The 12,566-nt window shown below is 36.0% G+C and carries 10 protein-coding genes; all 10 read right to left on the bottom strand.

Translation table 11 applies throughout. The features are described from left to right. Positions 1 to 230 precede the first annotated feature (230 nt). The 10 genes from NSQ74_RS12940 to NSQ74_RS12895 all read right to left on the bottom strand — a co-directional run bounded on the left by NSQ74_RS12940 (position 231) and on the right by NSQ74_RS12895 (position 12,522). Complete coding sequence (locus tag NSQ74_RS12940; RefSeq protein WP_340823820.1) at positions 231 to 1,157, bottom strand: iron-hydroxamate ABC transporter substrate-binding protein; 927 nt, start codon at positions 1,155 to 1,157, stop codon at positions 231 to 233. 686 nt (positions 1,158 to 1,843) lie between these two features. Beyond that, positions 1,844 to 2,320, bottom strand: coding sequence for a hypothetical protein (locus NSQ74_RS12935; protein ID WP_340823818.1), 477 nt, complete (start codon positions 2,318 to 2,320; stop codon positions 1,844 to 1,846). A 2-nt stretch (positions 2,321 to 2,322) separates the two neighbouring features. Continuing rightward, complete coding sequence (locus tag NSQ74_RS12930; RefSeq protein ID WP_340823817.1) at positions 2,323 to 2,520, bottom strand: hypothetical protein; 198 nt, start codon at positions 2,518 to 2,520, stop codon at positions 2,323 to 2,325. Positions 2,521 to 2,850: 330 nt separating this feature from the next. Then, the gene (locus NSQ74_RS12925) at positions 2,851 to 3,177 is read right to left on the bottom strand and encodes a DUF5713 family protein (protein ID WP_340823814.1); all 327 of its coding nucleotides are present in this window, start codon (positions 3,175 to 3,177) and stop codon (positions 2,851 to 2,853) included. 987 nt (positions 3,178 to 4,164) lie between these two features. Next, positions 4,165 to 4,416: a hypothetical protein gene (locus tag NSQ74_RS12920; protein WP_340823813.1), complete on the bottom strand. Its 252-nt coding sequence runs from the start codon at positions 4,414 to 4,416 to the stop codon at positions 4,165 to 4,167. Positions 4,417 to 4,439: 23 nt separating this feature from the next. After that, positions 4,440 to 5,222: a hypothetical protein gene (locus NSQ74_RS12915; RefSeq protein ID WP_340823811.1), complete on the bottom strand. Its 783-nt coding sequence runs from the start codon at positions 5,220 to 5,222 to the stop codon at positions 4,440 to 4,442. A 142-nt stretch (positions 5,223 to 5,364) separates the two neighbouring features. Next, entirely contained in the window at positions 5,365 to 5,994 is a 630-nt protein-coding gene (locus NSQ74_RS12910; RefSeq protein ID WP_340823809.1) for an Imm43 family immunity protein, read from the bottom strand. A gap of 5 nt (positions 5,995 to 5,999) precedes the next feature. Next, positions 6,000 to 11,528, bottom strand: coding sequence for a DUF6531 domain-containing protein (locus NSQ74_RS12905; RefSeq protein WP_340823807.1), 5,529 nt, complete (start codon positions 11,526 to 11,528; stop codon positions 6,000 to 6,002). 31 nt (positions 11,529 to 11,559) lie between these two features. After that, positions 11,560 to 11,958 (bottom strand): DUF4280 domain-containing protein, encoded by a 399-nt coding sequence (locus NSQ74_RS12900; protein ID WP_172771975.1) that lies wholly within the window; start codon positions 11,956 to 11,958, stop codon positions 11,560 to 11,562. A gap of 66 nt (positions 11,959 to 12,024) precedes the next feature. Further along, positions 12,025 to 12,522, bottom strand: a complete 498-nt coding sequence (locus NSQ74_RS12895) for a hypothetical protein (RefSeq protein ID WP_340823805.1) — start codon at positions 12,520 to 12,522, stop codon at positions 12,025 to 12,027. Positions 12,523 to 12,566: the final 44 nt, after the last annotated feature.

The raw sequence follows: 12,566 nt of genomic DNA, 5'->3' as shown, positions 1-12,566 counted from the left end.
TATTCAGTAGTTTAAAAATGTGCTCGCTTTTCTCTTTCAATTGTTGCGTTATCTAAAAATCATTGATTTGAAAAGAAGAATGTAAATAATATTACAAAAGCTCCTACTATACGAACCTTCATTTCGTACAGTAGGAGCCATCATTATCATTAAAAGTAGAGCTTTGCATAATAGTCGGTTCATTACATATGAAAAAGAGCAAGTAAGTGTGCTTGCTCTTTTCCTATTGGTCATTGTAAAAATTTCTCTTCAAAGAAATTTAATTGATAATCTAATGTTTTTGCATCATTAAAGTAAAATGCGCTTGCATTCGCTTTATATAAATGTCCATTTTTCACAGCATCTATATCTTTAAACCATGAAGTATTCATAAATGAAGAATCTTGGTCATCTGGTACACTTAAAATAATATAGTCACCAGCGTATTCTCCTAATACTTCTTGTGAAATTGCGAAATATCCTGGCTCTAAGGCAACCTCTTTCACTTTTACAGGCATTTTTAAGCCCATTTCTTGATACAAAATTTCAGTTCCACGAGCCCAGTTATCACCAAACAAATACAACTGTTTATCAAAGCTTTCTGCAACCGTAACTGTGGCATCTTCACCGATTTTTTCTTTAATTTTCTTACCTACTTCTGCAGCACGTGCTTTAAAATCTTCTACCCATTTTTCTGCTTCTTTTTCTTTATTAACCACTTTACCGATTTCGATAAATTGTTGTAAATAATCTGCTTTGCCATAAGTAAATAATACGGTTGGAGCGATTTCTGATATCTTCTCAGCATTTTCAATATTATTTAACCCAATAATTAAATCCGGTTCCAGCTCAATAATTTTTTCAATATCCGTATTTTCAACTACCACTGCATTTTTAATGTCATCTTGGAAGTTTGGATTATTCGCTTCCCAAGCATCCACACCTACAATATTCACACCAAGTTGTAGTAAATCCCCAGTATATGATGATAACACTACCACACGCTTTGGATTAGCTGGTACTTCAATTGGACCTGTTTCAGATTGATAGGTAATTGTTTCCGACGAAGATGCCTCTTTAACTGCTTCCTCATCTTTCTTCGAATGTTCTTCCTTATTGCCGCACGCCGCAAGTACTAATACAACCATCATAAACATTGGTAATAACAATTTTTTCATTACTTAATCCCCTTTTAAACTTTTAAACATTTTGTAATATAAATATAATTTCTAGCATATTGGCTTATTTGTACGCGAAATATTACCAATAGCTTGTTCAATATGAAAACGATTGTGGGGATCTTTCTATCAGCCACTACCAATCGATTCAGTTGTATATAAAATGCAACCTCACTTTCTAAGCATCATCTAAAATAACAACTACACGATAATGATAATCATTATCACTAAAGTTAGTCTAGTTATCCTACGAGGTTTTGTCAATCACTTTTTTATTATTTTTATAGAAGGTATTCCTTTGTGTTTCCGATGAATAAGAAAAGATTTTACTTTTGAAGAGAAACAGAGATAAACTAGATTCATGCTAATACGATTATTTATCAAGTGACACATTAAATTAATTTCAGTGACGCTATCTTTTGCTTTACTTTTTCACTGCTAGAAATAAACATTAAAAACAAGCAAAAGATTTATTTCCTCTTGCTTGTTTTCTTAATACCTATATACAATAATTTGTTCACGTCTTCTTTTAAATTGCCACACTAATTTTGAACTGGCATAATTTTTTAAGTGTAGCCACTAATAAGATAAAAGTCCGAATGCACATGTTTATTTTCAAGACACAAAATACCATCTTCAAGAACTTCAAGAACAAATCTAATTTTCATTTTTTCTTTTTTCTAGAATTATTTCCGGTAGAGAACCTCTTCTAAACCCTTTAATCTTTCCTTCAATAGGATAAAGTCTGGACGTTTTACAATATTCGCATCTTTTCCTATTAAATTTTGTAAATGTTGTCGTAACCCTTTCGTATAAGCCTTCATAAATGCATTAAACTCAAATGTATATTGCCATTCTTCTGAATTAGAAAACACACTAAAATTTGTAATAATTACATTATTTCCAGCTTTTTTAAAGGTATAGACGTTCGCATTACCAAAAGTATCAAGAATGAGTTTCTTACCTGTTTGATATAACTCTAATAATTGTCGACTGAATGTAATAATAATTGTACTGTGTATCGTTGTGGAGAAGAGTAAAGTTTCTTTATTATTTTCAAGTACAATTACTTCTAAATAGCTGTCGAGATAAAAATCTGCATGCACGTTTTTATTTGGAAGAACCTCTACATCATTATCTTCAAGATCAAATCTAATTTTCATTTTTAGGCTCCACTTGCTGCCAGTAGCATATTTCTTGCTTCACTGGAAATAGAAAAGGTGTCATGCTGTTGAAGTGCAAATTTTTTAATGCTTTTGTCATTGTTTTGGTTTGATGTAGCAAGTAATGGATTAGCGCTACTAAATCTTTTCACAGATACATAAGTAGAATGTTGCTGATTAAAGTTAGTATTAATTGACATATTGACCTCCCAATGAATATATTAAAATTTACGTTCATTATACAATATTGGTTTTTTCTATAAAATAGTATTTTTTTGATTTTATGTAAAGTTCAATAGTTCAACTATTTCTAAATACCTCTATAATTGAAGAGTATTATGTAATTTAAAAATATGAGTATAGTCGTGCAAACATAAAAAAGCACTTGTTGCGTATTAGGCAATCAAGTGCATTATTTGGATTTTTTTATAAGTGAAATTGGTTTAATCGTCCGAGTGGTATATCACTCGCCTTTTGAAAAGGTCAAAAACATAAAAAAAGAAAAAGAGTGATTTCACATTTTTTATATTTCACCAATCTCTTTCTCTTAAAGCTTCTTCAATATCTATATCAACCTCAAAATATTGTAAAATTTCTTCTACGGTTATTGCGATAGAATCTCGTGCAACAGTTTCAATTTCACTATCATTTTGATAAAACTCATCCTGTAGTTCATTGATTGCTACAGTCATTTCATCTAACTTTTCCTGAACCTCCTCAACTGAATGATTGCCTTCTTCCATAAAATGAACTACTTTAATAATGTTTGATTTAATTTTATCCACTAAAAACGATGGATAATAAGAATCTTCGTACATGTCCGATAAATATTTGAATTCAGAATCAAGTTTTTTCACAATGGTTCCTCCTTTGATTTTGATTATGAAAGTTTGATGCTACTCTTTTTAAGTATGATACACAAATTAAAATTACTACAATCCTCGGTACAATTTTTGTAAATAGTTTAGCACTATAATAAGCAGTGCAGCGTAGTGATGTGTTATATAGAAAGGAATTAAACCATATTCGCCACATTAAAGTTATCCACTATAAATATTCATTTTCACTTTATATTTCTTCACCCTCAACATGTAAACACGTAAAAATGCTGAATGTGGAACATCCTTATTATCTATAACAAATTTATCTATTGAAACCTCTATTTCCATCGCATTTTCTTCCCCTTGTATAAAATTTAATACTTAGTACACTAATTAAATAATCGTAATCCGTATTTAAACATGCAAAAAAAGCACTTTTCGCCTGTTATAGACAATCAAGTGCTTTAAGTTTATTAATATTTGCAAGTTTTATAAGTTAGTTTAGTATTGACAGTATGACATCTTTTTTACCACATGGCAAGTGTAACGTTTAAACCCTTTAGCTTGTTTAATCTCGGGAGTTTGTTGCTTTTGCCACCCATAAGTGGTCCTTGTAAATAAATTGTCATCTCGCCTATTCTCGCTCTTATTGCTTAATTGTTAAAATAGTACTCCTTGATGGTCTAGCCTTCATGAGTTATTAATTCAAATTCAAAGATATCTTTAACTGTACACAATTAAAAAACTATTTATATCCTTATTTATCGCCACGAGCTTTGTCATTCTCGTTAGTTTGTTAGCCATTCAATGTAGTTCCTGTACAATGTCATCTCGCTTAATTATCGTACTTGTCACTCTATCCTACTTGTAAAATCGAACTCCATAATGGTACTTCCTTCATGAGCTCGCGATTCTCAAACAAATCATTTTTTCTTGTTGTCTCACTCAAATATCAGCTGATTTAATATAATTAAAGTAAAAAACCTTGAAAGGCTTTTAGCCAATCAAGGTAATTTTAAGTTACTATGATTCGAAAGCTGTTCTATCAGGAAATACACCACCTTCTTTTACTAGGCAAACTGCCAATCTTTGAGCAGCTCTATCATAATAAAACTTAGTTGGAAAATTGTTATCTGGGATAACTTCTAACTCTGAAAATTTTCTAGTAAATTTATTTAACTCAATTTTTCCCATAATATTTTCATTAGGTCCGAATCTGTAAACTACAGTTTCATTATCTTCATATTCTTTTAGTAATAAAACGTATGAAGCCAACTTTATTCCTCCTCTGGTGGATGCTATGGACGCCCAGACTCTACTGTTTTATCATGGGACGTCCTATAGTCCGTTTTAAATATTCCTTCAAATCTCGACTCAAAAAGTTCATGATTTAATAAATCAATATCATTCTTTTTGTGGGTCCCTTTTTGGAGCCTATCCCATGCTTGTGCAATTTCATAATCTGAATCAAAACGTCCAACTCCATGTTCTTTAATGTGCTCTTTGAACAATAAATGATCTTTGATTCTTTGTACCCTTTGTTCAGTCATTCCTGTATTTTTAGCAATAGAATTTACATCCGTTTTGGATTTTCTAAAGGATTCGTACATATCATCCGCTTCATCAAGTCGTTTTAAATATTCATCTACTGAAAGTTCTCTACCACCAGTTTGAACTTTACCCGTACCCTTAGTCCCTTCAGGCTTACTAGGATTTTTAGTAGGCTTTGGAGGAGGTAAATCATCAGGCAGTTTCCCGATTTTCGTTACGGAGCCAGCACCTTTTGTTCCAACAATAGCTGTGGCAGTGGTTAGCTTTGCATTCGTCATCCACTTAGATTTTGAATACGCATTTCCATTGAGCACATCTTTTTCGTAGGAGTTTTTTACCGAATTTGCTAGAGACTTTGTCGTTTCAATTGGATGTGAAACTGCGGCCACTAGATTATTGAAAACACCTACTGGGTTGGTCACTAATTCTTTTATTTCACCGTATGTATTTTTCAATACATCAACAGTTGCATCTAGTTCGCCTTTTTGTTTTTGAGCATTTGATATAAGTAAATTAAAAAGAATAAGCATATAAATCCACATTTAATGGATTTATACGCTATTTTTAAGTAATTATTGTAAATAGGGACCGACAAATTATTTATCAATTATTGATTTCTAGTCCAAACCTTATATAGCTTTTAATTCTAGTAATTAACCCTCCAAATTTTATCTAGCGAGAGTTAATATGTGCTACTACTTCATTTAATTCTACAAATTTTAAACCTATTAATTTTAGTTGTATACATCTTTGCATAAATTTATCTGAACAAAATAAGAATGAACTTAACCTTAAATCCTTTAACCGATATACATCAAAATCAGTATTTTTAAAAACAATTTTTTTATATTTTTCAACAAATGCCCCTTCGGTTTTAAAAATCTTATTTTTAGGTACTTCTCTAGACGTAAATTCTGAATTTTCATAATCCACTAAAGAAATACCATCAAAATATTTAATAAAATAATAGTTTTTATTTTTCTTTACCTTTGACTTGCCCTTTGTATTAACTATATTAAGTTTCGCTATCACATATTCATTTAATGACTTTGAATCTAATATTAGATTTAATAGCTGTTCTTCAACTATATGACCTAAAAAACTTTCATAATAGTCAAATTCAATTTTGCTTGTTGTAATCAACCACAACTCTTTAGGAAAATCATCTTTGTTAAAAAAATGACGATTCCAACTATACCCCATTCCTTCGTGATACATTGTTTCATCAAAATGTTCATGTATTACTCCATCTAAGAAAATAGGTGTCGTGAGTTTGTCGTTTATTATCATATATTTTTTCAAATTAATTACCCCAATCTCTTGCAATTTGGATATTTTTTGGACTGTGCTGTATCAGAGTGCCCCATTGAAAGTTGATTCTTTAGATTCATTTGTAATTTTCTAACTTTTCCTCTTGCCGTCTTTTCGTCTATGATCCCATTATCAAAATCTTCCGAAATGAATTTTATCTCATTTACTACATGACTGTTATATAGAGAATGATGTGTATTATGAATAAAGTTAAAGGAACTTTTTTGAAGGGTATTAGGGTTACTTGGAATCATAATACCGTTAAAAGCCTCATCTCTTAATCCCCCTATCCCTATATCGTCAAAAAACGTTTTATATCGTTTCCAAACATTGGTTGGAATCACATGATGAGCCTGGTATCCAGTTGTCTTACTACCGCCTTTCTTTAAGTTACCAGCTAGAATTTGACTAGGTGCTCTCGATAAACCAAACAAGTCAATTTCTCTGTTAGGATCATGAACATACCCATAAAGCGTAGGATTCCCACCCGCTAGCCCAATCGGGTCAACTTGCGTATAATTCCCTTGCTCTGGGTCATAGTATCGGAATCGGTTATAATACAATCCAATCTCTAAATCTTCATACTGCCCTTGATACCTAAACGGAATAAAATCTTTCTCACCCGTAAACTCGTTCACTCGTCCATACACATCAAGCTCAGCCGACCAAACCTTTTGACCTTGTTCATCATAGGCTTCAACAGGCGTTCCGAGATAATCACTAATAATGCTGTAGCTGCCTTTATTCGTGATTTTTGCAGAAGGAACAAAGCCATCATTGAATACCCATGTAACGAGACTGTCTAAGTCAACTGTCTGTAAGGCATTCTCCACTGAATTATCCTGCGAGAAATACTCGTGCAGAATCGTATTGCCATCCCACACAAAATGAGTAGCTCTACCTTCCGAACTCTTCTCTATCCGCCTGTCTAACGAATCATACTTGAACGTAACTTCTGTCATATCTGGCTTCATGACCTTCGCCATCATACCATTGCCATAGTACTCGTACTTCCATGTATCTCCATTATTTTCGACTTTCTCTACGAGATTTCCTTCTTCGTCATAGGAGAATTTGGCGTCTTTTGTTTCTAATAATCTACTGCCTGCGCCATAGACACGGTCTTTTTTGTCTTTTGTTTCATATAGATTGCCGACATCATCGACACTGCGATATAAGAAATCAAATTGACGACTGTCTTGATTGGCCCACACGAGGTTACTAAATTCGTCGTAACCATAAGTCACTTTTACACCCGTTAGCTCGTTGGCCATACTACGTAATTGATGATTGACGCCCCAATTGTAGGCACGTCTTCGGGTATCTCTGCTTTGACTACTTACGCGATGGTGTGTTGGTCTACCTGTGATATCATATTGCCATTTACTAATAACATCCCCTGGTAGGATTCGCTCAATCTCTTGACCGAGTTCATTGTATTGCATCAAGGCTGTCCACTGGGCTTGCTCGGAGCGAGTTGCGGTCATTTGCAAGACATTGCCCAGCTCATTACGTGTGACATCGATTTTGGCACCGAGGCGACTTGTTATTTGGGAGCGATTGCCTAGCTCATCATAGCTACTCGCAATCCACTGGTCATTTTGCCATTCCTTGATCACTTGCCCAGATGAATCTCGTTCTAGCTTGACGGTTACATGCTCATTTTCTGTCTCTTGTAATGCGCCGTTTTTGTCATAGCTAAATGTTTCCCACGTGCCGTCATAGTAGTCAGAGCGGATGACATTTCCTAGCGAATCGTGCTGATAGGCTGTCCAACGATTCCCTGGGCGTTGAATCCGCTGCACTAATCCTGCTAGACTTCGCTCATACGTTTTTGCCATGTCATCAAAGCCGATTTCCTTAAAGATATTGCCTTTTGTATCGCGTTCAAATTTGTACGCTTCGCCTTTTTCATTAATAACAGCGGTTAATTGCTCCTCTGTATCGTAGGTGAATTGTACTTGCTTGCCACCTTGTTTGCGGGATATTAAGCTGCCTAGAATCGTGTAATCAAAGGCGACTTGTGTATGGTTATCCTTTGCAAAAATAATATCATCATAAGCATTGTACTTTAGTTGAACGTCGTTACCATCGGATAGATTTGCGCGTACTAGGCGATTTAATTGGTCATAACGGAACTTTTCTGTGGCACCGAGTGGATTAGTTGTGCTTGTGCAGTTTCCACGACGGTCGTATGTCCATGTTGAACTTGTCCCATCTGGTAATGTTACTCGGCTTAAATTTAGGTCAGCGTCATACGTTAAGGTTACCATATGGCCTTGCGCATTTGTCACTGTGTCAATTAAACGATGTTCATTATAGGAAAATTCAGTCTTTGTACCATCTTCTAAAACCGATGCCTGTAATGTCCCGTCTTCATTATAAATCCACTGGCGACTACCGCCCTCTGGATTAATTGCCTGAATCAACCGATCTTTGTCATCATGCTGAGAGGATAACGTACTGCCATCTGCCAGCGTCATCGTGACTGGGTTTGCCCATTCATCATAGCTGAAAGTTGTTACACGACCATCTTCATCTACTTCTTGCAGTAATTCAAAGTCCTCATTATAGTCATAGCTGACCTCACTACCATCTGGATACATAATTTTTGTACATAGGTTATCTTCATTAAAATAGTAAGTACTTGTATGCCCTAAGCTATTGGTAATTTCGTTATAGCCATCGTAATAGGCAAGCTCACCCGCTAGAACATTGCCATCTCCCCATGTTTTAATAACGCGTGCACCAGTTGTTGGCCCATCATAGCGCCAGTAGAAACTATTTTTATTACGGTCTATTTTTTGCATCATTAAATGATTGACATATTGGATATGTGTACTTTGCCCTAATACATCTTGGATTTCGATTAAATCTTGAACATCATTGTAAACATAGCGCACTAACACTTCACGACTCGTTTGGTTACGTAAAGCGACTTCTATCATTCTGCCCGCTTCATTTGTCGTAACATCTAGTACGCGCCCTACGCTATCTGTTACTTGTGATAAGAAGCCTTTCAGGTTATACGTAAATTGAATATGGTGATCTTGCTCATTTCTTACTTCTTTTAATCGGTATGTCGTCTCGGTTGTTTGTTCAAATACATAAAGCAAGCGTGTATCATGCTCAAACAAATGGTATTCCACACCTGTATTTTTCAGGGTCATTCTATCTTTTTTATTAAAATATGGTAAATTAATTGGTAAAATTGGAAACCCTATTGCGCGACCATCCGTCACCACAATGCCGATTAGCTCTTCTTCTTCAAATATTTCTAAGGCTAGATCGTATGTAAAGTGCATACCATGTCCCGTTAATCCAACTCGACTACTATCACTGTACCATGCACGTTCCCATGCAAGGGGGATAGGGCCAGGTAGTTCAAAGTCAACACCTTCATAGATCATGCGCCCTGTAATTAAATCAACTGGTTCAAAGCCTTTTTTACAGAATTTATCACTTAAACCTTTTGTACAGTTAAATTTCTTTAGTACTTGATGATTGAATTTAGTCAGCTCTGTTTTGGCCATCGCCTTCATACCGTCGACAGCTTTTGACACAGCTAGCACTTCATCCATCGAGGCGATCACTTTATCGGCTGCTGTTTTCATACTTTTTGTGCCTTTGTTCGCTACTGCCGAAACCGTATCGAGTGTTTGCGACACTTTGGAGTAAGCGGCTTTCATCCCTTTTACTGCTTTTGAAGCATCCACTGCCTTATCCGCAGCCTTGGCGGTTTTACTTGCTGCCTCTGCTACTTTTGCCGCTTTATTGACCTTGTAGGCTGTTTTTGCAGCATCCCCAACGATTGGCACTGCACCGACTATGTTCATCGCTGCGCCCATAAAGTCTCCTCTTACTAAGCTAATACCTGCGTTGGCAATATCCGCGATGGTCCCGATACCGGGAATAAATCCAGCAACATCTAACGCTAAACTAACATTATCAAGCAACTTACTAAAGAAGCTTTTTTTCTCCTTTTTCTGCTCTGCTTTTTGCGGGAAGATCACATCCACTTTTGATGTAGCTTCAATTGCTTCTTCATTTAACTTCGGTGGTTGACTTTTTTTCTCTATTCCCTCTTGTTCAATTAGCGTACTAATTAACTGTGTGTCACCAGCAAGGATAATATGACTCTGCTCCTTCGCTGAAATGGCAATCCATTCCTCGGCTTCTACGGATAGCTCGTTCATCCCACTTATTTCTAGTGTTTCATCTGCCGCTAGCATGATGGTACTGTTACTTTGAAATGTTACACCTTCTCCATCATCCATCTTAAGGTCCAATACACCATCTACTGCACTAAAGGTAATATCTCCAACCCCTAGTGTCATATCTTTGCCCGCATTGGTCGCCAATGATTTCACGGTCGTGTCTGCCATTTTTTTCGTTTGTTTTTGTCCGCCTTCTGGTGTAGCAGGAGAAACACGTACCGAGCTAATGACAATGGCATCTTGTTCCACAGCACTTGGAAAATGCAATTGGGCACGTGCCCCTTTTTGCGGCATTAAATACATGACACCATTTGCATCTGCTGAATAAGCAAACCAATGTGCTTTTTCTTTCTCTTGTTTTTTATCGATATCTAAATGAATTTTAACCGTGTTTTGCGTAACATCAATGATTTTCCCTGTAAAGGCTGCGCCAATCAAATCTAAATTGCGTACTAATCGTTGACGAATACTTTTTTCTCGTTGAGCAGTATATTGAAACTTTAGTACACCCGCTTCGAGATGAATTTCTCGAACCGTAATAACATAGGATTTTCCCTTTAATTGTACCGATGTACCCAACTCGTACGCTTCTGTGCTTTCAAACGCACAAAATGTATAATCGGTTTCACTTACATCTATACCATCATTTTCAGTAATTAATCGATATGTATCTACATCCATATGTAATACTGAAGGTAGATGGTCGATTGTTATGCTTTTCTTACTTTCGGGTGTGCCAAACCAAAATCGTGGTCCCTTTCCTTGTAAATCAGGAAAAACGACCGCCTGTAGGTTGGAAGCCATTCGTTTGATAAATGCCCAATCTGTCTCCATGTATTGAATTGAGATATGACCAATGGCCTGACCGTTCGAAACATGGTCGATGTAATCCCCTTGAGGATAAGCACCTACAATGGTATCTAGTAACGCCATATAGGTCATATTCGCATCTTGAAAAGAACGTGAGCGTTTTGCAACGTCCATATTGGCTGTAAACGATACTGCCTCAACTGAGACATAATGCACCCCTTGGGCAGCCTGCAACTCTGCATTTTCAATTCTACCTGAGAACAAGATGTCTTGTTGTCGGCCAAATTTTACAACGACTTCATCTGAATGACTGACACGTTGAATATATTTTTGCGCTTGCTCTTCCGCAATCATTCCTGTAAAGGACAATCTCGCATGGTCATTGCCTTGATGTTTTATCGTGAGTTTATCTATATGAATAAGAGGATAAGGCCATTCGAGCACAAGATCCTCATACGTCGTTATCATGCTGACTTCCTTTTCTCCTAGCGTTTTCATTACTTACCTCCTTTCACTCCATCCTTTCTTTTTAAAAGCCTTGTTTCGGTATTTCTAATTCCTCTTGCCCATCATGCACAATATCAATTTTGCCTCCACCTGCTGAGCATTGCGTATGACAACGGGATAATAGTGCTTGCTTGCCCTCGATATTGACATTTTCCATCCCTTCCATCCAGTCGATGGAACATGTGGGCGTACACGGTTTTTGTAACTTCAAGCAGACGCCAAAGGTGGGGATGTTATCGGGGTTTCGATCGCCTACATTCAATACAGCTTTATCTTTAATATAAACACCATGATCCTGTGGTAAATTTAAATAATTTAGGTGGCTTCCATGCTCACAGGAAATAATCGCTCCATGGACCACGTAACTAAATTGCTCTTGTTCCGAACCTTCTGTCTCCAAATTTTCTACAACTTGAGCCATTCGGTACCCTTCCCTTCGTATATGTTTCAAATTGCACTTTTGATTTGATTTCCATTTGAACGCTTTTTAATATCGTTCTAGTTTGACGCGCTGCAATTGAAGTCCAAGAAATGGTCGTCTTAATATACTTTCTGCAACATCTAAATTAATGATTGTAAAAGGCTCCGTTTGACTATCTACTTGAAAAATACAGTCCAATTCAACCTTTTTAGGGTTTATTACGAGCTCATTTATACGTCCGTCTGGATAATAAGTCGTTTCCTGGGAAATACAGTTTTTCTCCACCATGTCCATCAGCCAATATAAGCGCTGTGTCCCTTTTTTCACATCTGTAAATACGATGGCTGTAAATGCTAAGTGATCCTCAAATTTTACGAATAACTTTTTTAATTGATCCGACACAATTGTCCGAGGCTTTTCTAAATAATCCAAATATACTGCATGCTCTTTTTCCACTACTTCTGCAAATACCGACGAACAAACAAAATCATCTTTAAGGTCTGTCTTCAAAGGAAGAATCGGATTTGTAATAGTGGGATCTTGCCGAACAATAAAGTATTCCATCTTGACCTCCTGTGAACTTCATACCTATCTTCCCGTACGGACGA

It is taken from the genome of Lysinibacillus sp. FSL W8-0992 (assembly GCF_038008685.1).
GTDB lineage: Bacteria > Bacillota > Bacilli > Bacillales_A > Planococcaceae > Lysinibacillus.
This window is presented reverse-complemented; position numbering and strand designations above follow the sequence as displayed.